Source organism: Pseudoxanthomonas mexicana, assembly GCF_014397415.1.
Taxonomy (GTDB): domain Bacteria; phylum Pseudomonadota; class Gammaproteobacteria; order Xanthomonadales; family Xanthomonadaceae; genus Pseudoxanthomonas_A; species Pseudoxanthomonas_A mexicana.
The window spans coordinates 3,898,638-3,922,786 of sequence record NZ_CP060731.1 but is presented as its reverse complement, the minus strand read 5'-3'; the positions used below and the strand labels follow the sequence as shown (position 1 = coordinate 3,922,786).

Genomic DNA, 24,149 nt, shown 5'->3' with positions numbered 1-24,149 from the left:
AGGCGCAGTCGGTCTGACGGTCCGCCTTGATTCCCCGGGCGGCGCCCCAAGCTACAATACGGTGTTGCCAGACAGGGCGCCTTGCGCCCTGTTTCGTTTTCGGCCCGCGACACCGCGGGGCCGCGGCGTTCCTTTCCCATCCGGTTCCCTACATGATCAACAAACTGCTTACCCGTGTCTTCGGCAGTCGCAACGAGCGCCTGCTCAAGCAGCTGCAACGCATCGTCGACAAGATCAACGCGCTGGAGCCGGAGCTGCAGAAGCTGTCCGACGAGGAGCTGAAGGCGAAGACGCCGGAGTTCCAGCAGCGCATCGCCGGCGGGGAAGCCCTCGACAAGATCCTGCCCGAAGCCTTCGCGGTCTGCCGCGAGGCCAGCCGCCGCGTGCTGGGCATGCGCCACTATGACGTGCAGCTGATCGGCGGCATGGTGCTGCACCTGGGCAAGATCGCCGAAATGCGCACCGGCGAAGGCAAGACGCTGGTGGCCACGCTGCCCACCTACCTCAACGCGCTGGAAGGCAAGGGCGTGCACGTCGTCACCGTGAACGATTACCTGGCCCGCCGCGACTCGGCCTGGATGGGCCGCCTGTACAACTGGCTGGGCCTGAGCGTGGGCGTCGTCTACCCGGGCATGCCGCACGGCGACAAGCACGCCGCGTATGCCGCCGACATCACCTACGGCACCAACAACGAGTTCGGCTTCGACTACCTGCGCGACAACATGGCGATGTCGAAGGCCGACCGCTTCCAGCGCGGCCTCCACTACGCCATCGTCGACGAAGTCGACTCCATCCTGATCGACGAGGCGCGCACTCCGCTGATCATCTCCGGCCCGGCCGACGAATCGCCGGAGCTGTACATCCGCGTCAACCGTATCGTGCCCCAGCTGGTCAAGCAGGAGAACGAGGAAGCCGAGGGCGACTACTGGGTCGACGAGAAGGGCAAGCAGGTGCACCTGTCCGAAGCGGGCATGGAGCACGCCGAGGAGCTGCTGCTGCAGGCCGGCATCATCAGCGAGGAAGAACCGCTGTACGGCGCCAACAACCTGTCCGTCGTGCACCACCTCAATGCCGCGCTGCGCGCGCATGCCATCTACCAGCGCGATGTGGACTACATCGTGCGCGATGGCGAAGTGGTCATCGTCGACGAGTTCACCGGCCGTACGCTGCCGGGCCGTCGCTGGTCCGACGGCCTGCACCAGGCGGTCGAGGCGAAGGAAGGCGTACCGGTGCAGCGCGAGAACCAGACGCTGGCCAGCGTGACGTTCCAGAACCTGTTCCGCATGTACAGCAAGCTGTCCGGCATGACCGGCACGGCCGACACCGAAGCGTTCGAGTTCCAGAGCATCTACGGCCTGGAAGTCATCGTCATCCCGACCAACCGTCCGACCGTGCGCAAGGATTCGCCGGACCAGGTGTTCCTCAACCGCCAGGGCAAGTTCAAGGCGGTGCTGGCCGACATCCAGGACTGCTACCAGCGCGGCCAGCCGGTGCTGGTGGGCACCACCTCGATCGAGACGTCGGAAATGCTGTCCGACTTCCTTGGCAAGGCGGGCGTGCCGCACGAAGTGCTGAACGCCAAGCAGCACGAGCGCGAGGCGCACATCGTGGCGCAGGCCGGCCGTCCGGGCGCGATCACCATCGCCACCAACATGGCCGGCCGCGGTACCGACATCGTGCTGGGCGGCTCGCTGGAAGCCGAATACGAAGCGCTGGGCGAAGGCGCCGATGAGGCCGCCCGCGCCGCGGTCAAGGCCGAATGGCAGAAGCGCCACGACGCGGTGAAGGCGGCCGGCGGCCTGCACATCGTCGGCACCGAACGCCACGAATCGCGCCGCATCGACAATCAGCTTCGCGGCCGTTCGGGCCGCCAGGGCGATCCGGGTTCGTCCCGCTTCTACCTGTCGCTGGAAGACAACCTGATGCGCATCTTCGCCTCGGACTGGGTCCAGAAGGCGATGAAGCTTATCGGCATGAAGGAAGACGACGTCATCGAGGACCGGCTGGTCAGCCGGCAGATCGAGAAGGCGCAGCGCAAGGTGGAAGCGCACAACTTCGACATCCGCAAGAACCTGCTGGACTTCGACGACGTCAACAACGACCAGCGCAAGGTGATCTACGCCCAGCGCGACGAGCTGCTCGAAGCCGAATCGGTGAAGGAGAACATCGACGGCATCCGCGGCGACGTGGTCGCCGAGACCGTCGCCCGCTTCGTGCCGGCGAACTCGGTGGACGAGCAGTGGGACCTGCAGGGCCTGGAGCGCGAGCTGGCCGAGGAGATGGGCCTGGACCTGCCCGTCAGCCGCTGGCGCGAGGAAGCCGAGGAACTGGATGCCGAGACCATCGAGCGCCGCGTGCAGGAGGCCATGGACAGGCATTTCGCCGACAAGGAAGCGGTGATCGGCGAGGAGACCATGCGCGCGCTGGAAAAGCACATCATGCTGACGGTGCTCGACAAGAACTGGAAAGAACACCTGGCGCGCATGGATTACCTGCGCCAGGGCATCCACCTGCGCGGCTACGCGCAGAAGCAGCCCAAGCAGGAGTACAAGAAGGAGGCCTTCGAACTGTTCTCCAGCATGCTGGAGCGGGTGAAGAGCGAAGTGGTGACCCTGCTGTCGCGCGTCCGCATCCGCAGCGAGGAAGAAGTCGCCGCGCTGGAGGCGCAGGAGCGTGCCATGGCCGAGGCGCAGGCACGGCAGATGCAGTTCCAGCACCAGGATGCCGGCGGCTACGGCGCCGACGAAGAAGCCGAGGAAGCGCAGCGGCTGGCGGCGGCCCAGGGCGGCTACGTGCAGTCCGGCCCCATGCCGGCGCACCGCGATGCGCCCAAGGTCGGCCGCAACGATCCCTGCCCGTGCGGCAGCGGCAAGAAGTACAAGCACTGCCACGGTCAGCTGGCCTGAGGTCTGGCCGCATCGTCCGAGGGAGAAGCCGCGCACTGCGCGGCTTTTTCTTTGGGGAGGCGAGGGTGGGGACTATTTGCGTCTACCCGCGGGTTCCCGGCAAGCTTCCGCCATGCAGACTCCGTTGCGATCGATCCATGTCATGGCTGCCGTCATCACGGATGCGCGTGGCCGCATCCTGCTGGCCCGCCGTACCGAAGGCCGTGACCTGGCCGGGCGCTGGGAGTTTCCCGGCGGCAAGCAGGAGCCTGGGGAACAGCCCGAGGACGCGCTGGTGCGGGAATTGCGCGAGGAACTGGGCATCGAGGCGCGCGTGGGCGCGCACCTCATCAGCGTCCCGCAGCAGTACCCCGACAAGCGGCTGTGCCTGGAGGTGCGGCAGCTGACGGGCTGGAGCGGTACGCCGCGGGGGCACGAAGGACAGGCGCTGGCGTGGGTGCCGGCGGACAAGCTGACGCGCTATGACATGCCACCGGCGGATCGGCCGGTGGTAGCGGCGCTGCTGCAGCCGGACCGTTACCTGGTCACGCCGGAACCGGAGGATACGGGGCAATGGCTTGCGGCGCTCGAGCAGGCCCTCTCGGAGGGACTCCGTCGCGTGCAGGTGCGCGCGCGCGGCCTGTCGGGCGACGCCTGGCGCGCGTTGGCGACCCAGGCGGTCGCGCAGTGCCGGCAGGCGGGCGTCGAGGTGCTGCTCAATGGCGACATCGACCTGGCGCGCGAACTGCAGGTGGGCGTCCACCTGCGTGCGAACCAGTTGGCCGGTCTGGTGGCGCGACCGCTGGAACACGGCGCGCCCGTGGCGGCGTCCTGCCACACGCCCGAGGACCTGCGGCAGGCGGAGGCGCTGGGCTGCGATTTCGCGGTGGTAGGCAGCGTGCATCCCACGCTCAGCCATCCCGGCGGCGAGGCGCTCGGATGGCACGGCTTCGCCCGCCTGCGCGAAGGGGCCTCACTGCCGATCTATGCCATCGGCGGCATGGCGGCCGCCGACATCGCCGATGCGCGCCGGCATGGCGCGCAGGGCATCGCCGCCATCCGGGGGTTGTGGCCGGCGATGTAACCCATCGCGGACCCTCCGCGTTCGACGCGCATCGCGCACGGTTCGTTCCTACAATGCAGCGTTGTTCTGTAGGAGCGCCCTCGGGCGCGATGCTTTCCTGTCCGTGCTTGAAGAGCATCGCGGGCATGGCCCGCTCCTACAGGGTGGTGCGGCGCGCTTTGTAGGAGCGCCCTCGGGCGCGATGCTTCTTTATCCTCGGTGGAAGAGCGTCGCAGGCATGACCCGCTCCCAAATCTGACGGTTCAGCACGGCGGTGCCTGATGTTCGTGCCGCACGCCAGCCAAGAAGCTGGCGTGCATGCCGCCTCTCGTCTTCCCGCACGCCGGTCATGCAGCGCTCCGGCGCCATCGTGTCCATCTGCCAGGCCATGCATACCTGGTGACCGCGACCACCCTGGCGCGCCAATCCTTCTTCAGCGAATTCGCCCCGACCTGCGCGGCCGCGCGCCGCCATCTTGCCCCCGATGTCTGCCGCGATTCGCGACTGCTGGCGTGGGTGTTGATGCCGGACCACGCGCATTGGCTGGTCCAGGTTGGCGACGGCGATCATCTTGCCTCGATGATGAACCGCATCAAGTCCGCCACAGCGCGTGCCTACAACGAAGAAGCGGGGCGTACCGGCGCGCTCTGGGCACGGGCTTATCACGAGCGCTTGTTACGCGGTGACGATGACGTGAGGGGAGCCGCGCGTTATCTGGTCGCCAATCCCGTCAGGGCTGGGCTGGTGAAACGCGTGGGCGACTACCCGTTCTGGGATGCGGTGTGGATTGGGGATCGGAGCGAAGGCGCTGTAGGAGCGCCCTAGGGCGCGATGCTCTTCGGTGCGTGTTGGCAAAGAGCATTGCGGGCATGGCCCGCTCCTGCAAGGTGTAGCGATGGGTTTGTAGGAGCGCCCTCGGGCGCGATGCTTTCCCGTCCGCGTTCGAAGAGGGTCGCGGGCATGGCCCGCTCCTACGGCGTGCTGGAGGCCAGGGCCACGTAGCGGGCGTGCAGTTGATCGGCCGCGCGTTGCAGATGGGCCAGGTCGCCGTCGTTGACGACGATGTCGTCGGCCAGCGCCAGCCGCTCCGCGCGCGAGGCCTGCGCGGCCATCATCTGGTCGGCCAGGGTGGCGTCGATGCCGTCGCGCTGCATCAGCCGCGCCTTCTGCACGGCAGCGGGAGTGTCCACCACCAGGATGCGGTGCAGCCACGGATATGCTGCGCGGCCGCCGCCCTCGGTGAGCAGCGGGACGGTGGCGATAGCGTAGGGACCCGGCGCGGCCCGGCAGATGGCTTCCAGGCGGGCGCGGATGGCTGGGTGCAGGATGGCCTCCAGTGCGCGCCGCTGCTCCGGGTCGCCGAACACGCGCACCCGCAGCGCCGCGCGGTCGAGCTGTCCGTCGGCCTGCAGCACGTCGCGCCCGAAGCGTTCCACCACCGCGGCTAGTGCCGGTTCGCCCGGGGCGACCACCTCGCGCGCGAGCAGGTCGGCATCCGCCACCACGATGCTATGCGCGGCGAACGCCTTTTCCAACGCGCTCTTGCCCGAGGCGATGCCGCCGGTCAGTCCGATGAAGTAGTCGCTCATGCGCCGATCATGCCGGGCCGGGGAGCCTGGGGTCTATTTCAGCCCGGCGAAACGCAGGTAGGCATCGATGATCTGCGGGCCCCAGAAGAACACGATCCAGCCGGCGATGGCCAGGTACGGGCCGAACGGAATCGGCGTGGCGCGGTCGCGGCCCTGCGTGGCCAGCCACACCGAACCGATCACCGCACCAACCACCGAGGACAACAGCAGCGTCGGCAGCACGCCGTTGAGCCCCACCCAGGCGCCGATGGCCGCCAGCAGCTTGAAATCGCCCCGGCCCATGCCTTCCTTGCCGGTGACCTGCTTGAACAGCCACCACACCAGCCACAGCGAGACATAGCCGGCGATCGCGCCCAGCAGCGCCGGCTTGGCCGGCATGTACAGGTTGTCCAGGCTGCCGATCAGGCCCAGCCACATCAGCGGCAGCGTCAGCTGGTCGGGGAGCAGTCGCGTGCGCAGGTCGATGCCGCTCAGCGCCACCAGGTAGCAGCTGAAGAGGGCCGCACCGAACCCCTGCCAGCCGAAGCCGAAGCGCCACACCGAGGCCATCGCCAGCAGCGCGGTCAGCAGTTCGACCAGTGGATACTGCGGAGAGATGGGGGCCTTGCAGTGACGGCACTTGCCGCGCAGCACCAGCCAGCTGAACAGCGGAATGTTCTCGTACCACGACAGCGGCGTCTTGCAGTGGGGGCAGTGCGAGCGCTCCACCACGATGCCGGGTGGCGGCGGATCGTAGATCTCCGGCTCCTCCAGCACCTCGCGCGCGTCGCGCTTCCACTCCCACTCCAGCCGTCGCGGCAGCCGCAGGATGACCACGTTGAGGAAGCTGCCCACCAGCAGGCCCAGGCCTGCCACCACCGGGTACCCCAGTTCGGGGTGTTGATCCAGGAATGCCATCGGGCCAGCTTACATCGTCGCGGCAAGCTTGAAGATGGGCAGGTACATGCCGACCACCATCGCGCCGATCACGCCGCCGATGAAGATCATGATGAAGGGCTCGATCAGGCTGGACAGCGCATCCACCGCGTTGTTCACCTCCTGCTCGTAGTACTCCGCGACCTTGAACAGCATGGCGTCCAGCGCGCCCGCCTCTTCGCCGATGGAGGTCATCTGGATGACCATGTGCGGGAACAGGTTGACCTGCTTCATGGACATGTTCAGCGGATAGCCCACCGACACGTCATCGCGCACGCGATGCACGGCTTTTTCGTACACCGTGTTGCCGGTCGCACCGGCGACGGTGTCCAGTGCCTCCACCAGCGGCACGCCGGCCTTGAAGGTCACCGCCAGCGTCCGCGAGAAACGCGCGATGGCCGAGTTGTGCATGATCTGCCCGATCACCGGGACTTTCAGGATCACGCGGTCGAGGAAGTGCTGGAACGCCAGCGAGCGCTTCTTGAAGAAGATGAAGCCGAAGATGGCGGCGAAGACGGCGCCGAACACGATGTACCAGTTCGACACCATGAAGCGCGAGGCACCCACGATGATCTTGGTGAATGCCGGCAGGTCGGCGCCGAACTGCTTGAACACCGCCTCGAACTGCGGCACCACGAAGATGAGCAGGATGGCGCTGACCAGAAGGGCGACCGCGATCACCACGGCCGGATAGAACAGCGCCTTCTTGATCTTGCCCTTGAGGGCCTCGATGTTTTCCTTGTAGCTGGCGATGGTGTCCAGCACGGTTTCCAGCACGCCCGCGCTTTCACCGGCGCGGACTAGGTTGCGGTACAGCTCGTCGAACTGCACCGGGTACTTGCTGATGGCTTCGGACAGAGAGGAGCCGCTTTCGATGTCGTAGCGGATGTTCTCGACCAGCTTTTTCATGCGGACGTTCTTCTGCCCGCCCTCGATGATCTCCAGCGCGCTGACGATCGGCACGCCGGACTTCATCATCGTCGCCAGCTGGCGACTGAAGAACGCGATCTCCTTTGGCGTCACCGGCTTGCCCGCCGAGCCGAACAGCGGCTTGGGCTTCACCTTCACCACGGTCGGGGTGATGCCCTGCTTGCGCAGCTCCGCGCGCAGGAAGTTGGCGTTCTTGGACGACTGCTCGCCCTTCATCTTGACGCCGCGCTTGTCGGTGCCTTCCCAGACGAACAGGTTCAGCGGGTTCTCGCGGACGGGCGCGGGCGCTTTCTTGACGGCGGAACGAGTGACGGCCATTCGGTTTTCCCCTGTCCGGCTTTCCCCACCCGGACTGTCTCCACCCATGGTAGCCGGTTATGGCGTGGAGGGAAGCACCCCGCCTGTGACGGGGGCCGGGTTTCGGCGATATGCACAGGGCCGAAGCGCGCCGGCCGCACCACCCTGGACGGATCGAGGCGCCCGATACCGCTCATGGCGAGGGCGCCCCCATGGCGGCGCGAGCGTCCGGAGGACGCCGGCCTCAGTCCTTGGTGACGCGGTTGATCTCGGCCAGGCTGGTGACGCCGTTGCGGACCTTCATCAGTGCGGACTGGCGCAGGTCGCGGATGCCGGCCTTCTGGGCGACGGCGGCGATCTGCATGGCGTTGCCGCCTTCCAGCACGATGGCCTGAATGTCGTCGGACATCGGCATGACCTGGTAGATGCCGGTCCGGCCCTTGTAGCCCTCGGTGCACTCGTCGCAGCCGACCGCGTCGTACAGGGTGAAGCCGGCGTCGATCTCGGCCTCGGTGAAGCCTTCGGCCAGCAGGGCGGGCTTGGGCAGCTCGACCGGTTTCTTGCACTTGGGGCACAGCCGCCGCGCCAGGCGCTGGGCGATCACCAGGGTCACTGAGCTGGTGATGTTGTACGGGGCGATGCCCATGTTCATCAGACGCGCGATGGTCTGCGGGGCGTCGTTGGTGTGCAGGGTGGACAGCACCATGTGGCCGGTCTGGGCGGCCTTGATGGCGATCTCGGCGGTTTCCAGGTCGCGGATTTCGCCGACCATGATGATGTCGGGGTCTTGGCGCAGGAAGCTGCGCAGGGCCGCGGCGAAGGTCATGCCGCGTTTGGTGTTCTGCTGCACCTGGTTCACGCCGGGCAGGCGGATTTCCACCGGGTCCTCGACAGTGGAGATGTTGCGGACCTCGTCGTTCAGGATGCCCAGCGCCGTGTACAGCGACACGGTCTTGCCCGAGCCGGTGGGGCCGGTGACCAGCACCATGCCGTAGGGCTTCTGGATGGCTTCTTCGAAAAGCTTCTGCTGGTCCGGCTCGTAACCCAGCTTGTCGATGCCCAGCTTGGCGGCGCTGCCGTCCAGGATGCGCAGCACGATCTTCTCGCCGAACAGCGTGGGCAGTGTGCTGACGCGGAAGTCGATCTGCTTGGTCTTGGACAGGTTCAGCTTGATGCGGCCGTCCTGCGGCACGCGCTTTTCGGCGATGTCCAGCTGCGACATCACCTTCAGGCGCGCGGCGATGCGCGAGCTCAGCTTCACCGGCGCCTTGGCCACCTGCTTGAGGATGCCGTCGATGCGCAGGCGTACGCGGTAGTCGGTCTCGTAGGGTTCGAAGTGGATGTCCGAAGCGCCGCGCTTGATGGCGTCCACCAGCACCTTGTTGACGAACTTGACCACCGGCGTGTCGTCGCCTTTGGCGTCGACGGCGCTGTCCGCGCCACCGCCCATGTCCTCGTCGGTACCCACCTCCAGGTTGTCCAGGCCCTCGTCGTCGTCGCCGCCGAAGCTGCCGGACAGGTTGCTGGCGGCGTTGAGCCACTGGTCCAGGGTGCGACGCAGCTGGTCATCATCGACCAGCACGGGCTCCACCACCAGGTTGGTGTGGAACTGGATTTCGGTCAGGGCCGCGGTCTGGGTGGGATTGCTGGTGCCGACGAACAGCTTGCCGCCGCGCTTGAACAGCGGCAGCACCTGGTGCTTCTGGATCAGCTCCTCGCTGACCAGCTTGACGGCGTGATGGGCGGGGTCGAACGCAGTGACATCGATCAGCGGCATGCCGAATTCGATGGCGTTGGCGGCGGCCAGGTGGGCCGGGGCCACCAGCCGCTTCTCCGCCACCCACTGCGCCAATGGCACCTTGGCCTCGGAAGCGTTGGCCATCGCGCTGCGCGCGGTGGCTTCATCCATCGCGCCGTCCTGGACCAGGCGGCGGGCGATGCCGGTGATGCCCACCAGATTGGGTGTGGCGACAGCGTTCATTTCGAGACTCCTAGGTCAAGCCGTTGCCCAATGATGAGGCAAGATTCGCGCCAACTCCAAAGACCCTGCCCGGACGGAGGGCGAGTCGGCAGCGGCATGCCACATGCCCCCTGCGAAAGGTCGAACTGCGTCACATGTTCCCCAGCGTCGTCACTCTTCGGTGGTCGCGCATACGGATATCGTACGATCACTCGTCCCAGTCGGTGTGCCGATGAAAGTCGCTACCGCCATGACGCGATCGCGGAGAGGCGGCGACGCACACGCTCCGCGATGAACGGCATCCCGCAGCGTTGCCTGCGCCGAGCGTGGATCCCCGGCCCCGGCCTGTAACTCGGCCAGCCCGATCAGGTCGTCGATGGATCCGCTTGCCCGCCATGCCTCGCGCTGGTGAGCCAGCGCCTTGGTCCGCTCGCCGCGCGCGAAGAAAACCTGGGCCATTACACGCTGGATGGCGACGTAGCGCGGCCCCGTCCTAGCTTCCTTCGGTGCCACGTCGATCGCCGTCGAGACGGCCGTGATGATGCGTGTCTGCTCTTCGGGACTGCAGTGGCGGAGCCCATTGCTTAGCAGGGAGCGGAGCGAGAGTTCGTCGTTCAGCGTGATACGCGGCGGCAGCAGCATCTGTAGCCGCTCGATGCCGGCTGTGGAATCGGCGTGCTTGACCAGGCACTGGAACGGGATGCGGTACGCATGGCCCGCCAAGGCGATCTCCGGGTTGGCATGGGAGGTCATCGCTGCGGTCAGTCGCAGATAAAGATCGGCATCGCGCCGCTGCATCGCGACGTCCAAGGCGTCCAGGTGGGCGCGCAGCGAATCCGGATGGTGCGCAAGCCCCTCCATGGCCAGCGTCGCCTTGTCGGCCCATGCGCGCGCGCGCGCGTGGGTCGAAACCGCCAGCGCTGCCAGAAGCAGTACGGCCGCTCCCGAGACTGCGACGCGTGGAAGTCTGGCGAAGACGGGCGCGGCACTCCCCGCCAGGGCGATCAGGATGCCGAACGACGCGAGGTAATTGCGGTGTTCGAAGTACAGGTCCAACGGCAGGAAGCTGGATTCCACGGCGTGCGCAGCCAGGAAGAAGAGCCAGCCCGCCAGCACGGCAGGGAAGCGCCGGCGGAACACAACGGTGCCGGCGGTAATCAGCGACAGGGTCAACAGGCTGCCCAGCGTCCACGCGGGCTGGAGCAGTCCATCGGCGGCCGTCACATCGTCGCCATACAGTCCCATGGAAGCCCCGCGAGGAAGCAGTAGCTGGCCCACGTAGTCCAACAGAATCGCGGGCTGGGACATCAGGCGCTGTCCCGGCGAGAAGTCGTAGTCCATGTATCCCGCCAGCAGCGCGTACCGCGCGGGCGTCACCAGCACCGTGGCAAGCGCCAGTAGCGGAATGCCCAGGAACAGCAGGAAAAATCCTTGCTGACGCCGGTCCTTGAGTCGGTGCGGGAAGTAGGCGCAGGCGATTGCGATACAGATCAACGGCGCCGTGGCCGCCGTCTGTTTGGCGAGGATCCCCAATCCGACAAGGGAGGGAAAGATGACAAACAGGAGGAGCGACGCCTTGGCCTTTCCTGCGCTGTCCGGAAGCGTGGATGCTTTCACGTACGCCAGCAGCGCCAGCAAAGTGAGGAGGGAGGCCAGTTGCATCATCCGCTGCACCACATACAGCACCGTGCTGGCATGAAACGGATGCAGCAACCAGACCGCTGCCACCACGACAGCGAGTTCCTCCGCGTAGCGGCTCGTCGAGGCGTGCAGTGCAAAGAGTTTTCGTGCCAGCTGCCACGCCAGCAGCCCGCACGCCAGATGCAGCACCAGGTTGGTTGCCTTGTAGGCGAATGCGCCCGATGGGCTGGCCCAGGCGTTCGCCACGAACGTCAGCATGGCCAGCGGTCGCGCGAGCAGCACCGACTGCTGGCCCAGTATGGCGTCGCGCAGAGGCAGTTCACCGCGTGCCCATGCCTGCACGGGTGTCAGGATGGGGATATCGTCGAAGACGAACGGACCCCACAGGCCCGGCCAGTAGGACGCTACGGCAACGGCGGCCGCAGCCAGCCACCACCACGCCATGCGTGGTGACGGCTTTACCGGCTGGCCGCTGCTCACCATCGCCTGCAGGACAACTCGGGAATCGCCTGCGGCGCGTCACCGGTTTGCGCCGCCTGTTGCTGGTCGATGGTTATCCAGAGTTTGCCCAAGTCGCGCAGGTTGGAGGTGTCGTGGCATTTCACGCGGGGCGCAATGTCCATTAACGTATGCTTCGCTTCAGCATACAGGCCGTTTCTGGCCTGTATGCGCGCCAGCAGGGCCCCCATCCCCGGGTCTGCCGTGGGCTGCCAGGCAAGTTCTGCCTGGTCCAGCGCACGCTTCCAGTCGTTCGCGCGGGCATAGATGTCGGCTGCCACGAAGCGCGCATGCCACTGTGGTTGGCGACTCGCCGGCTGCGCCTTCGCTGCATCGGCGATGGCTGCGAGGGCGTTGGCGATCATGGGGTCCGTCACGGCGCCGCAACCCTGCATCGTCGATCGCGACAGCACATTGAAGGCATGGACTTCCGCAAGGGTGAGGCGCGCCGGGGCGCTGGCCTGCGCACGGGCAAGCCGGGCGGGGTCTGCGGTGCCCGCACGTCGGCACTCCACCGACAGCAAGTAGAGTTCGCCCAGGAGCCTGAATTGCGGGTTGGGGTGCCGCGTCATCTCCTCAAGCACCGCGTCGTGGGTCTGCCAATCGCCGGCCAGCATGGCCAACGATGCCTTGTCCAAGCGGGCACGCAGGGAATCGGGATGATGACGCAAGCCCTGCGCCACGATGGTGGCCTTGTCCTGCCACACCAGCACCCGACCCAGCGTGGCGAACGTGGTGGCGAGCAGTGCCGCGGCGACCAGCAACATGACCAGCCGCTCCGGCGGTACTACATTCGTCTGCAGCCTTCCCTTGGCCAGCGACAGCGCACCGGCAACCGCCAACAGCAATCCGATCATGGGCAGGTAGTTGCGGTGCTCGAAGTACAGATCCAGCGGCAGGAAGCTGGACTCCACCACATGTCCCATCAGGAAAAACCACCAGCCGAAAAACAGCGTGGGTGCATCGGTGCGCTTCCACGTGGCGAACGCGCTGATGGCCAGCAGCACAGTGATCGACGCTGCCGTGGTCCAAGGCGAAAGCAGCCCGCGAGAGGGCAGGAAATCATCCGTGTACAGCCCCATCAGCGGCGTGCGCGGTACCAGCGTCTGGCCGATGTAATCCAGCAGCACCCGCGCCTGGGTCAGCAAGCGCTCGCCCAGGCTGAAGTCGTACTCGGCATAACCGGCCAGCAGGGCGTCGGGGCGCATCAGCAGGACACCCAGCACGGCGCAGGCAGGCAACAGCAGGAAGATCACAAAGAACAGATTGACTGCGCGTGGACGCGGGCCGGTGCGGCTGAAATACGCCAGCTCCGCAATCAGGCATAGGGCAGGAGCGACGACGGCATTCTGCTTGCTCAGCAGCCCTGCCAGCACGCACAGGGGGAAGAAGAGGAACAGCCTCAGGTAGGCGCCCCGCAAGCGACCATCCGCGATGCATGCACGGGCTGACAGATAAACCGCGAGCGCCAGTACGGTGAACAGCGTGCTCAGCTGCGCCATGCGCTGTACCGGGTACAGCACGGTGCTGACGTGGAGCGGGTGGACCAGCCACAGCGTGGTGAGGACCAGCGCCACCGGCGCGGCGATATCCTTCAGACGACGGTCGAGGGCGAGCAGGCGGCGCGTGGTCTGCCAGATCAGGGTGCCGCACAGCAGGTGGACCAGCAGGTTGCCTAGCTTGTAGGAGAAGGGCTGCTCGCTGCCCAGCACCACGTTGGCGACGAAGCTGGCCATCGCCAGCGGGCGGGCGAACAGGACAGACTGGTGCCCGAAAACCGCCTCCCGCAAGGTGGCTTCTCCGCGGCGCCACTCGTCGATGACGGCGAAGTTGAACGGGTCGTCCAGCAGGAAGGGGCCGTGCAGGCCGCTCCAGTAAAGCGCGGTGGTGGCGAGCATCGCCACGATCATCAGCAGGGGATAACGGCGTTCGTTCAAGCGGGTCACCGTGCATGCTCGTCAAAAAAAAAGCCCCGACACAAGGCCGGGGCTTTGGGTGTTGCTGGAGCGATTAGCGGCAGCTGGCCGGCGAGCAGGCGTCGTTGCTCGAGGTGCAGGTCCACTGGACCTTGCCGGTGCTGACGGTCGGGGTCAGCGTGAAGACCGGGCTGGTGCCCGGGCAGCCGGTGCTCTGCGTGGTGATGGTGATGATGCCGTTGGCGATGGCGATGCTCTGCACGTAGGTGGACGTGGCCGGGTTGTAACCGGCGGCGTTGGCGTCGGCCGGGAGAGTGGTGCCGTTGGCGCTGCCCAGGACGGCTTCCGACACGGCCAGCTTGGCCGGGGCGGCCATGTTCAGGCCTTCGGCGGCGCGGGCGCGGGCCAGGTAGTCCTGATAGGCCGGAATGGCGATGGCCAGCAGGATGCCCAGGATGGCGATGACGATCATCAGTTCGATCAGGGTGAAGCCCTGCATGTTCTTCTTCATAACGATTCCCCTTTCAGGATTGGCTTGGATGGTAGGGACACACATGCCCCGTGTCCCTAGCATGGACCGTGGGCGCCGCGCGAACGGCTGCACGTGGCTAGGAAGATGGAGCAGGATGTGTGCCAACTTTCAGTGCCCCCGACGGTTCCCCCCAACCTTCCCCGGTATGGAACCCAGACGCCGAAGTCGGGGCGGACTATCGCATCATTTGCACTCGATGTGTATCCGGCGGGCCGGCCAACCCTGCGTCCGATCACAGAATCGAACGTCGCCCGGAATCCGCGCACTGCGCAGCCGCGTCCAAGTGCGCACCGCGTCACGGGAAAATTTCGTCACAATGTGACGTTGCGCGTCACCTCGCCTGTGCCAATGTGTTGACGCGGCGCGCAGGCCCTAGAATCCGCCCACGTGCCCTGTCGGGACGCACGCTCCGGGGACTGCATGCTGCGCGAAGTGCTGATGATCCTGTTCGTCACCTGCTCCACGCTGGGGAGCCAGTTGCTGATCAAGCATGCGGTCACGGCGCTGGGCGCGCGCAACCCGGCGCCCCGAGGGGTCGAGTGGCTGGTGGCGGCCCTGACCTCGCCTACCGTCATGCTGGCCATCGCGGTGCAGGCCGTGGGGTTCGTGGTCTGGGTGGTGGTGGTCAGCCGGGTCAAGCTGGGCGTGGCCTTCGCCATTTCCGGCGCTTTTTTCTACCTGCTGATGGCCGCCGTCACCTGGTTGCTCTATGGCGAACGGCTCACCCTCTGGCAATGGGCCGGCATCGCCCTGATTTCCACCGGCGTGCTGATGGTGTCCATGCTGGGGCAGCCCACGTGACGCAAGGCCTTCGGCATGCCTTTGTCGTGCCGGCGTACGGCCAGTCGCCCTATCTGCGCGACTGCCTGGCGTCGCTGCGTGCGCAGACGCGCCCGTCGCCGATCTTCATCAGCACCTCCACACCCTCGCGCTGGCTGGCGGACCAGGCCGCCGAGTTCGGCGCCACCCTGGTCGAGCACGGCCCGAACCGGGGCATCGGCCATGACTGGAACCAGGCCATTGCCGCCGCGCCGGCCGAATGGGTGACGCTGGCCCACCAGGACGACCTGTACCTGCCGCATTTCGCGGAGGAAACGCTGCGACGCGTCGACGGCCATCCCGATGCCGTGCTGGTGATGACCGACTACGGCGAACTGGCCGGCGCCGCCGCCCGCAGCTGGACGCCGATGCTGGCGATCAAGCGCCTGCTCGCCGAACAGGCATTCCTGGGACGCGCCATGCTGGGCCGCCGGAGAGCCAAATGGCGCCTTCTGGCGTTCGGCTGCGCGATTCCGTGCCCTGCCGTCACGCTGCGACGCGAGCGTGCGCTGGGCTTGTTCCGCGAGGATCTGAAAGTCGACCTGGACTGGGATGCCTGGCTGCGACTGGCCGATGGGCCCGGAACCTTCGCCAGGGTGCGACGCCTGTGCATGCTTCATCGCATCCACGCCGGCAGTGAGACCAGCGACGGTGTCCGTGCTGGCGTGCGTGCGCGCGAAGATCTGGCCATGTTCCAGCGGGTGTGGCCGGCACCGATTGCCCGTGTGCTGGCGCGCCTCTACGCTGTCAGCTACGAAGTGGGAGAGCCATGACCACACAGCACACGGTATCGGTGCCGCCCGACGCTGCGCGCATGACCGGGCGTGCGCCCGTCGCATCTGGAGCCATCACCCCGGAGCCGGCACGCATTGCCGTAGTGATCCCAAGTTATCGGGTGCGGGAGCACATCATGGGGGTGCTGGCGAGCCTGCCATCCGAGGTGGCGCGCGTGTACGTGGTGGACGATGCCTGCCCGGAAGGTACGGGCGAACAGGTACAGGCGCACTGTCGCGATCCCCGGGTGACCGTGATCCGCAATTCCACCAATCTGGGCGTGGGTGGCGCCGTGATGGCCGGCTACCGGCAGGCGATCGCCGACGGCGCCGACATCCTGGTCAAGATGGATGGCGACGGTCAGATGGATGCGGGCGCATTGCCGAAGCTGGTGGCGCCCATCCTGCGTGGCGAGGCGGACTACACCAAGGGCAACCGCTTCTACGACCTCGACCAGATCAGCCGCATGCCGCGTGCCCGTATCGTGGGCAATGCCGTGTTGAGCTTCATGACCAAGATCTCGTCCGGCTATTGGGACATCTTCGATCCGACCAACGGCTACACGGCGCTGCATGCGCGCGTGGCGGAGAAGTTGCCGCTGGCGAAGATCAGCCGGCGCTACTTCTTCGAGACCGACATGCTGTTCCGCCTCAACATCGCCCGGGCGGTGGTGGTGGACGTGCCGATGGACGCGCGTTATGGCGCGGAAACCAGCAACCTGCGCATCTCCAAGGTGGTCTTCGACTTCTCGTTCAAGCACCTCCGCAATACCTTCAAGCGGGTGTTCTACAACTATTTCCTGCGTGACCTGTCGCTGGCATCGGTGGAGCTGCTGGTCGGCATGGGCCTGATGCTGGCCGGTACGCTGCTCGGCGCCTTGTTCTGGGGACGGTCGCACTACACCGGTGTCCCCACCACGGCCGGTGGCGTGATGCTGGTGGCGCTGCAGATCATCGTGGGCATGCAGATGATGCTGGGCTTTCTGGCGTACGACATCGCGGCCGTGCCGCGAAGGCCCTTGCACCGACTGCTGGTGGCGTTGAAACCCGGCGGCGACACGACGCCATGAGCGGCGGGTTCGATGCGCAGTACACCGAGTATCAGCTGCGCCGTAGCTGGCTGCGGCGCCAGGTACGGCGTGCCTACCTGGCGTCGGCGGCTCGCAAACTACGCGGGCCCACGCTCGATTTCGGCTGTGGCGTCGGCGAACTGCTGGCGCGGCTGCCGTCAGGGTCGCTGGGGGTCGAGTACAACCCGGCGACCGTGTCGTTTTGCCGGGCTCAGGGGCTGGATGTGGTGGCTTATGACGGGTTTGCCGATGACTGGGCGCTGTCGACGCTGCCTGCCCAGCGTCGGTTCACCTCGATGGTGATCAGCCATGTTCTGGAACACCTGGAGCAGCCCGCCAACGTGCTGGCGCGTCTGCTGACGGCGGCGGCGCGCCTGGGTGTGGAGCGCGTGCTGGTGATCGTGCCGGGCGCAGCGGGTTACCGGATCGATGCCACCCACTTGACGTTCGTGGACCTGCCGATGTTGCGGGCATGCGCAGCGGAGGCCAGCGGCTTCCGTCTGGCGCATGCGCGGTATTTTCCGTTCGACTGGCGCCGCCTTGGGGACTGGTTCCCCCACCATGAACTGCACGTTCTTTACCTGCGCGAGCGTTGAGCCCGCGACAGTTGGCCTACTCCATCCCCAGCTTCTTCAGCTTGTAGCGCAAGGCGCGGAAGGTGATGCCCAGCTGGGCCGCCGCCTTGGTCTTGTTCCAGCGGTTCTCCTCCAGCGCCTTCTGGATGGCCGCGCGCTCGAGCTGCTCGATGTAGTCGGGCAGGGCGCCCGCGGCCGGGTCCACGTCGACGGCGCCGGGCGCGTCGCGCACCACTTCGCCGGGGTTGAAGTCGCCGCCGAACTTCCTGCCGGCCGGGGCCTGCGGCAGGTACAGGTCGTCGATCTCGATGCTGTGGCCCTCGGACATGGCCAGCGCGCGTTCCAGGATGTTCTCCAGCTCGCGCACATTCCCCGGGAACGGATAGCGCCCCAGCGCCTCCATCGCTTCCGGCGACACCGACGGCGCCATGCGCCCGTGCTGGGCCGCCAGGCGATCCAGGATGGCGCTGGTCAGCTGCGCCAGATCGCCCGTGCGCTCGCGCAGCGGCGGCACGCGCAGCTCGATGACGTTGATGCGGTAGTACAGGTCATGGCGGAAGCGGCCATCGGCCGCCAGCTCGCCCAGGTCCTTGTGCGTGGCCGACAGGATGCGCACGTCCACCTGCACCTCGCCGGAGGCGCCGACCGGACGCACCGCCTTCTCCTGGATGGCGCGCAGCAGCTTCACCTGCATGGGCAGCGGCAACTCGGCCACCTCGTCCAGAAACAGCGTGCCGCCATTGGCCGCCTGGAACAGGCCCTGCTTGTCGGCATGGGCGCCGGTGAAGCTGCCCTTCTTGTGGCCGAAGAACTCGCTTTCCATCAGCTCGGCCGGAATGGCGCCGCAGTTGACCGGTACGAAGGGGCCGGACGCGCGCGCGCCCTGTTCGTGGATGGTGCGTGCCACCAGTTCCTTGCCGGTGCCGGACTCGCCCATGATGTAGACCGGCGCCTGGCTGCGGGCCACCTTGGCAATGGTTTCGCGCAGCGCGTCCATCGCCGCCGAACTGCCCAGCAGGCGGCTGGCCTGTTCCGGGGGCGGCGGGGGTGGCGGTGCGCGGTCGGCGTTGTTCAGTTCCAGCGCATGCTTCACCAGGCCACGCAGCACGGCCAGGTCCACGGGCTTGCTGACGAAATCGAAGGCGCCGGCCTTCAGCGCCTCCACGGCCAGCTCGATGTTGCCGAAGGCGGTGATCATCGCCACTGGCGTATTCGGATAGTTGCGCGAGATCTCGCCGACCAGGTCGATGCCGTTGCCGTCGGGCAGGCGCATGTCGGTGAAGCAGAGATCGTAGGTGTTGCGGGCCAGCAGTTCGCGGGCTTCGCCCACGTTGGCAGCGGTGTCGATTCGCAGGCCCATGCGGCCCAGCGTCAGTGTCAGCAGTTCTCGGATGTCGCGTTCGTCGTCGACGATCAGGGCGCTACGGCTTTGATTCATGCATTCCCCCTCATGCCCCTGTGCCGGCAGTGTACCGAGGGAATGTGAAACATGGTAGGCGAGGGGGCGGTGTCCATGACGTGGCCAGCCCCCGCTTGTGCGCGGCTATGCCGGCAGCAGGGCGCTCGGTCCGGGCAGGGTGATGCGGAAGCAGCTGCCGCCGCCGGGGACCGGCACGTACTCCAGCGTGGCCTGATTGGCGCGGCACAGCTCGCGGGCGATGTACAGGCCCAGTCCGGTGCCGTGTTCGGAGGTGGTGAAGAACGGCCGGAACAGCTGCGCGGCCACCGCCTCGGGAATGCCGGGGCCCCGGTCCATCACGTCGAGGGTGGGCCGCCCCTCGGCGTTGAACACGCGCACGCGGATGCGCGCGGATTCGCCCGGCAGGCGGCCGTAGTTCAGCGCGTTCTGCACCAGCACCGTCACGATCTGCTGCAGGTGTCGCGGATCCACCAGGGCCGGAACCGGTTTGGCGCCGATGATGGGTTCCAGCGTATCGGTCTCGATGGACAGCGTCTGCTGGTATTCGTCGACGAAGCGGCGCGCGAAGGTGTTGAGGTCCACGTGCTCGGGCGTGGCGCGTTCGCGCCGGGCCAGCCCCAGCACGCTCTCGACGATGCCGTTGGTGCGCTGGCACTGCTGGTGGATGATCTGCAGCAGCCGGCGGTCGCCATCGGTGATCTGCTGGGATTCCTCCAGCAGCTGCACGGCATAGTTGATCGCCGCCAGCGGATTGCGGATCTCGTGCGCCAGGCTGGCCGAAAACCGGCCCAGGGCGGCCAGGGTCAGCGACTCCGCGCGCCGCGACACCACGGTGGCGTCGTCCAGGAAGATCAGCGAGGTCTCGCTGTCGGCCAGCAGGCGGGCGAAGCGCGGCTGGACTTCGGGCTGCTCGGGCGACAGCTGCAGCGGCGTCTCGTCGGTCTGCCAGCCGTTGCGCCAGCGTTGCAGGCGGCGGGCCAGTTCGGGCGCCGCATGCAGCAGCGACGCGCCCTTGCCATCGGCGCCCTGGCCATCCGCGCCGTCGCCCAGCAGCAGGCTGGCGGCCTCGTTGGCCAGTTTGATGTGGTTGTCGGCATCCACCACCAGCACGCCGGTGCGCATGCGGCGGATGATCAGCTCGTTGACCTCGAACAGGTTGGCGACTTCCTCCCCGCGCTTGTCCGCCAGCGCCTGGCTGGCGCGTGCCTTCAGGCCGGCCTGGTGGGCCAGATAGGCCAGTGCCAGGTAGCTGACCGCGAACATGATGACTTCGGCCACCGAGCGGCCGTTGCTGTTGTCGTGGAACGCGGTGAAGAAGTACTCGCCGAACAGCGCCACGATGGCCAGTGCCGCCACCGCCAGCGCCATCCGCGTCGAGGGCAGCAGCAGTGCGGCGGCGGACACGTTGAACAGCAGCATCATGGCGATGCCGGCCGTGGCCCCGGGCAGGGCATGGGTGGCCAGGGTGGCGGCGACCACGTCGATGCATACGCTGGCGAAGACGATCCAGGTGAGCCAGTGGACGCTGCGGCCGATGAAGAACAGGACCAGCGCCAGGCTCAGGTAGCCGATGGTGACCGCGGTACCCATCTCGGGGTGCCGGGGCTGACCCAGCACCTCGCCCAGCGGGCTGAACATCAGCGCCGCCAGGATGCCGGCTTCCAGCAGGCGGTACAGCGCGAAGAAATACAGTTCGCGGCGCGGCACCGATTCGATGCGGGACAGGAGCGACTGGGCCTGACGCAAACGCTTATTTCCCCGTAAGCGAGGCCGACAGTATAGGCATGTCACACTCCGTCCGGGCGAGCCCGGCCTTTTCCACCAAAGACTTAGGCCCCGGGTTTTGCGCCCCCCGGCCGGGTCGGCGACAATGGGGGGCTCGCCCAGCCGCCGCCTCCGTGGCCCCGGCCCGGGCGATGTCTTCTGTTCCCTACCCACGGTGACGCATGAATTTCCACGAATATCAGGCCAAGCAGCTGCTGGCCGAGTACGGCATCCCGGTCCCGGCCGGCAAAGTCGCCGCCACGGCGGACGAAGCGGTCGCGGCCGCGCAGTCCCTCGGCAACGGCCCCTGGATGGTCAAGGCCCAGATCCATGCAGGCGGTCGCGGCAAGGCCGGCGGCGTCAAGTTCTGCAAGACCGTCGATGACGTGAAGGCGGCCGCCGGCAAGATGCTGGGCACCAAGATGGCCACCTACCAGACCGCCGGCGTCGAGCTGCCGGTCAACCTGGTGCTGGTGACCACCGCCGGCGAGATCGTCAAGGAGCTGTACCTGTCGGTGCTGGTCGACCGTGGCACCCGCACCATCACCTACATCGCCTCGTCCGAGGGCGGCGTGGAGATCGAGCAGGTCGCGGCCGAAACGCCGGACAAGATCCACACGCTCAACGTCGACTTCGTCGAAGGCGTGCAGCCGTACCAGGGCCGCGAGTTCGGCTTCAAGATGGGCCTGACCGCCAAGCAGGCCGGCCAGTTCGCCAACATCATGGTCAACCTGTACCGCATCTTCAACGAGAAGGACCTGGCGCTGGTCGAGATCAACCCGCTGGCGATCCTGGACGACGGCAACCTGTACGCGCTGGACGGCAAGTTCAACAGCGACGACAACGCCAGCTTCCGCCACAAGGACCTGGTCGCCATGCGCGACAAGAGCCAGGAAGACGAGACCGAAGTGCTGGCCTCGGAGATGGACATCAACTACGTGACCATGGACGGCAACATCGGCTGCATGGTCAACGGCGCCGGCCTGGCGATGGCCACCATGGACGTCATCAAGCTCAACGGCGGTGAGCCGGCGAACTTCCTGGACGTGGGCGGCGGCGCCAACAAGCAGCGCGTGATCGAGGCCTTCAAGCTCATCCTGTCCTCGGACAAGGTGGAGGGCATCTTCGTGAACATCTTCGGCGGCATCGTCCGCTGCGACATGATCGCCGAGGGCATCATCGCCGCGGTGAAGGAAGTCGGCGTCAAGGTACCCGTGGTCGTGCGCCTGGAAGGCACCAACGTGGAGGAAGGCAAGCAGCTGCTGCGCGACAGCGGCATGGCCATCATCCCGGCCGACAACATCAACGACGGCGCCAAGAAGGTCGTTGAAGCGGTCAAGGCCGCTGCCTGATCCACCGCTGTCGTAGGGCGGGCCCCGGCCCGCCTTCCGGCGATCGAGACAACACGATGGCGGGCCGAGGCCCGCCCTACAGGAAGACAGATTCCATGAGCGTTCTGATCAACAAGAACACGAAGGTGATCGTGCAGGGCTTCACCGGCCAGCAGGGCACCTTCCATGCCACCCAGATGATCGAGTACGGCACCCAGGTGGTCGGCGGCGTGACCCCGGGCAAGGGCGGCACGACCCACATCGACCTGCCGGTGTTCGACACCGTCGCCGATGCGGTCAAGAGCACCGGCGCCGATGCCTCCGTCATCTACGTGCCGCCGCCGTTCGCGGCCGATGCCATCCTCGAAGCGGCCGCGGCCGGCATCAAGGTCATCGTCTGCATCACCGAGGGCATCCCGGTGCTGGACATGCTGCGCGTCAAGAACGTGCTGACCCGCACCCATCCGGACACCGTGCTGGTCGGGCCGAACTGCCCCGGCGTGATCACCCCGGGCGAGTGCAAGATCGGCATCATGCCGGGCCACATCCACATGCCGGGCAAGATCGGCATCGTGTCGCGCTCCGGCACCCTGACCTATGAAGCGGTCAAGCAGACCACCGAAGTGGGCCTGGGTCAGTCGACCTGCATCGGCATCGGCGGCGACCCGATCAACGGCCTGAACTTCGTCGACTGCCTGAAGCTGTTCAACGAAGACCCGCAGACCGAAGGCATCATCATGGTCGGCGAGATCGGAGGCGACGCCGAGGAAGCCGGCGCCGAGTACATCAAGCAGTACGTCAAGAAGCCGGTCGTCGGCTTCATCGCCGGCGCCTCGGCCCCGGCCGGCAAGCGCATGGGCCACGCCGGTGCGATCGCCTCGGGCGGCAAGGGCACGGCCGAAGGCAAGTTCGCGGCGATGGAAGCCGCGGGCGTCACCACCGTCCGTTCGCCGGGCGACCTGGGCGCCGCCATCGCGGCACGCCTGAAGAAGTAAGGCCCCGCATCAAGGGTCTTGTGGAAAGCCGCCCCCGGGCGGCTTTCTGCGTTTTGGGGAGGGTCGTCTAAACCTTTGCTCCCGCGGCAGCATCGTAGTCAGTATGCTGAATGCCACCGTCATGGAACCGATCGCCGACAGCACCTCCCCGGATGCGGCCGCCGCCGTGGACAGCGCGTTGGCGCGATCCGCCGCCGGCGGCGACATGCAGGCCTTCGAGGCGCTCTACCGTCGCCACGCCGGCCGCGTGCATGGCGTCATCCAGCGCCTGGTGGGATTCCATGGCGTGCGTGCCGAAGACCTCACCCAGGAAGCGTTCGTGCGGGCCTGGCAGGCGCTGCCGGCCTTCCGGTTCGAGAGCGCCTTCGGCACCTGGCTGCACCGGCTGGCGGTGAACACCGCGCTGATGGAGTTGCGCAGCCGACGCAACGGCCCCCGCTTCGACGAAGACGAGGATGCCATCGAAGGGCTGGGCCTGGCCGACAGCGCGGGGCACAGCACCGCCCTGTCGATGGACCTGGAGCGGGCGGTCGCCACCCTGCCGCCGCGCGCCCGGGCCGTGCTGGTGCTGTACGACGTCGAGGGCTGGAAGCACGAAGAGATCGCCGCCGAGCTGGGCATGGCGGTAGGCAGTTCGAAAGCCCAGTTGCACCGCGCGCGGCACCTGCTGCGCGAGCGTCTAGGAGTACATGCATGACCTCCCACGATTCCATTCCGCCATCCGACGAGGCCCTGCGCTGGCAGCTGCGTGCGCTGCGACAGGACATGCCGCCGACGCGCGACCTGTGGCCCGGCATCGCCGCGCGGCTGGCGACATCGCCCCGGCATCAGGCGCCCGTGCGCCCGCGCCGGCCCTGGACGCCATTCGCGCTGGCCGCTTCGGTACTGCTGGCCGTCACCGTCACCTGGCAGTTGCAACAGGCGCCGACCGGCGATCCGCTGATCCAGCGCGAAGCCGCCGCGCTGACGCGTGACTACGCTGGCGCGCTGGCGCAGCTCGACCGCCGGGCGGCCGCCCCGCCGGAGATCGTGCCAGCCCTGCATACGCTGGACGAAAGCGCCGCGCAGATCCGCCGCGCCATCGCCACCGAACCCAATGCGCACTTCCTGCTGGACCAGTTGCGCCGTACCTACGCCCGTCGCCTGGAATTGACCCAGCGCGCGGCCATGACCTGA

The 24,149-nt window shown here is 67.0% G+C and carries 20 protein-coding genes; 11 read left to right on the top strand and 9 right to left on the bottom strand.

The genetic code is table 11. The annotated features are described in order from the left end of the window. Nucleotides 1-152 precede the first annotated feature (152 nt). The 3 genes from secA (at nucleotide 153) to IAE60_RS18390 (ending at nucleotide 4,773) form a co-directional block, all read left to right on the top strand. Complete coding sequence (gene secA / locus IAE60_RS18400; RefSeq protein ID WP_187573338.1) at nucleotides 153-2,906, top strand: preprotein translocase subunit SecA; 2,754 nt, start codon at nucleotides 153-155, stop codon at nucleotides 2,904-2,906. Between the two features lie 112 nt (nucleotides 2,907-3,018). Beyond that, on the top strand, nucleotides 3,019-3,969 hold the full coding sequence (locus IAE60_RS18395) for a Nudix family hydrolase (RefSeq protein WP_187573337.1): 951 nt from the start codon (nucleotides 3,019-3,021) through the stop codon (nucleotides 3,967-3,969). A gap of 378 nt (nucleotides 3,970-4,347) precedes the next feature. After that, nucleotides 4,348-4,773 carry an REP-associated tyrosine transposase gene (locus tag IAE60_RS18390; protein ID WP_244966612.1) on the top strand — a complete coding sequence of 142 codons (426 nt, stop codon included), beginning with the start codon at nucleotides 4,348-4,350 and terminating at the stop codon, nucleotides 4,771-4,773. A gap of 146 nt (nucleotides 4,774-4,919) precedes the next feature. Here the strand turns inward: IAE60_RS18390 and coaE are convergent, their stop codons facing one another. The 7 genes from coaE to IAE60_RS18355 form a co-directional block, all read right to left on the bottom strand. After that, the gene (coaE, locus tag IAE60_RS18385; RefSeq protein ID WP_187573335.1) at nucleotides 4,920-5,537 is read right to left on the bottom strand and encodes a dephospho-CoA kinase; all 618 of its coding nucleotides are present in this window, start codon (nucleotides 5,535-5,537) and stop codon (nucleotides 4,920-4,922) included. Between the two features lie 33 nt (nucleotides 5,538-5,570). Next, entirely contained in the window at nucleotides 5,571-6,434 is an 864-nt protein-coding gene (locus tag IAE60_RS18380; protein ID WP_187573334.1) for a prepilin peptidase, read from the bottom strand. Nucleotides 6,435-6,443: 9 nt separating this feature from the next. Further along, the gene (locus tag IAE60_RS18375; RefSeq protein WP_187573333.1) at nucleotides 6,444-7,700 is read right to left on the bottom strand and encodes a type II secretion system F family protein; all 1,257 of its coding nucleotides are present in this window, start codon (nucleotides 7,698-7,700) and stop codon (nucleotides 6,444-6,446) included. Nucleotides 7,701-7,923: 223 nt separating this feature from the next. Further along, entirely contained in the window at nucleotides 7,924-9,660 is a 1,737-nt protein-coding gene (gene pilB / locus IAE60_RS18370) for a type IV-A pilus assembly ATPase PilB (RefSeq protein WP_187573332.1), read from the bottom strand. 150 nt (nucleotides 9,661-9,810) lie between these two features. Then, nucleotides 9,811-11,760 carry a tetratricopeptide repeat protein gene (locus IAE60_RS18365; protein WP_187573331.1) on the bottom strand — a complete coding sequence of 650 codons (1,950 nt, stop codon included), beginning with the start codon at nucleotides 11,758-11,760 and terminating at the stop codon, nucleotides 9,811-9,813. Beyond that, complete coding sequence (locus IAE60_RS18360; protein ID WP_187573330.1) at nucleotides 11,757-13,724, bottom strand: hypothetical protein; 1,968 nt, start codon at nucleotides 13,722-13,724, stop codon at nucleotides 11,757-11,759. The genes IAE60_RS18365 and IAE60_RS18360 overlap by 4 nt, the downstream gene beginning before the upstream one ends. A 64-nt stretch (nucleotides 13,725-13,788) precedes the next feature. Beyond that, nucleotides 13,789-14,205, bottom strand: a complete 417-nt coding sequence (locus IAE60_RS18355) for a pilin (RefSeq protein WP_187573329.1) — start codon at nucleotides 14,203-14,205, stop codon at nucleotides 13,789-13,791. Nucleotides 14,206-14,646: 441 nt separating this feature from the next. Between IAE60_RS18355 and IAE60_RS18350 the strand changes: the two genes are divergently transcribed. The 4 genes from IAE60_RS18350 to IAE60_RS18335 are packed head-to-tail and all read left to right on the top strand — an operon-like array spanning nucleotide 14,647 to nucleotide 17,484. After that, on the top strand, nucleotides 14,647-15,027 hold the full coding sequence (locus IAE60_RS18350; protein WP_187573328.1) for an EamA family transporter: 381 nt from the start codon (nucleotides 14,647-14,649) through the stop codon (nucleotides 15,025-15,027). Further along, complete coding sequence (locus IAE60_RS18345) at nucleotides 15,024-15,818, top strand: glycosyltransferase family A protein (RefSeq protein ID WP_187573327.1); 795 nt, start codon at nucleotides 15,024-15,026, stop codon at nucleotides 15,816-15,818. Before IAE60_RS18350 ends, IAE60_RS18345 begins: the two co-directional genes overlap by 4 nt. Beyond that, the gene (locus IAE60_RS18340) at nucleotides 15,815-16,888 is read left to right on the top strand and encodes a glycosyltransferase family 2 protein (RefSeq protein ID WP_425504442.1); all 1,074 of its coding nucleotides are present in this window, start codon (nucleotides 15,815-15,817) and stop codon (nucleotides 16,886-16,888) included. Before IAE60_RS18345 ends, IAE60_RS18340 begins: the two co-directional genes overlap by 4 nt. Beyond that, a complete protein-coding gene (locus IAE60_RS18335; RefSeq protein ID WP_187573326.1) occupies nucleotides 16,885-17,484 on the top strand; it encodes a methyltransferase domain-containing protein in 600 nt (199 codons plus the stop codon). The genes IAE60_RS18340 and IAE60_RS18335 overlap by 4 nt, the downstream gene beginning before the upstream one ends. Nucleotides 17,485-17,500: 16 nt before the next feature. On the opposite strand, the gene IAE60_RS18330 is transcribed toward IAE60_RS18335, so the two are convergent. Next, nucleotides 17,501-18,901 (bottom strand): sigma-54-dependent transcriptional regulator, encoded by a 1,401-nt coding sequence (locus tag IAE60_RS18330; protein ID WP_187573325.1) that lies wholly within the window; start codon nucleotides 18,899-18,901, stop codon nucleotides 17,501-17,503. A gap of 105 nt (nucleotides 18,902-19,006) precedes the next feature. Further along, nucleotides 19,007-20,629 (bottom strand): sensor histidine kinase, encoded by a 1,623-nt coding sequence (locus IAE60_RS18325; protein WP_187573324.1) that lies wholly within the window; start codon nucleotides 20,627-20,629, stop codon nucleotides 19,007-19,009. Nucleotides 20,630-20,829: 200 nt separating this feature from the next. Between IAE60_RS18325 and sucC the strand changes: the two genes are divergently transcribed. From sucC to IAE60_RS18305, 4 genes are all read left to right on the top strand, one after another. Beyond that, complete coding sequence (gene sucC, locus IAE60_RS18320) at nucleotides 20,830-21,999, top strand: ADP-forming succinate--CoA ligase subunit beta (protein WP_187573323.1); 1,170 nt, start codon at nucleotides 20,830-20,832, stop codon at nucleotides 21,997-21,999. Nucleotides 22,000-22,094: 95 nt separating this feature from the next. Beyond that, nucleotides 22,095-22,973 carry a succinate--CoA ligase subunit alpha gene (gene sucD / locus IAE60_RS18315; protein WP_185896917.1) on the top strand — a complete coding sequence of 293 codons (879 nt, stop codon included), beginning with the start codon at nucleotides 22,095-22,097 and terminating at the stop codon, nucleotides 22,971-22,973. A 121-nt stretch (nucleotides 22,974-23,094) separates the two neighbouring features. Further along, the gene (locus IAE60_RS18310) at nucleotides 23,095-23,670 is read left to right on the top strand and encodes an RNA polymerase sigma factor (RefSeq protein WP_238394843.1); all 576 of its coding nucleotides are present in this window, start codon (nucleotides 23,095-23,097) and stop codon (nucleotides 23,668-23,670) included. Continuing rightward, the gene (locus tag IAE60_RS18305) at nucleotides 23,667-24,149 is read left to right on the top strand and encodes a hypothetical protein (RefSeq protein ID WP_187573322.1); all 483 of its coding nucleotides are present in this window, start codon (nucleotides 23,667-23,669) and stop codon (nucleotides 24,147-24,149) included. Before IAE60_RS18310 ends, IAE60_RS18305 begins: the two co-directional genes overlap by 4 nt.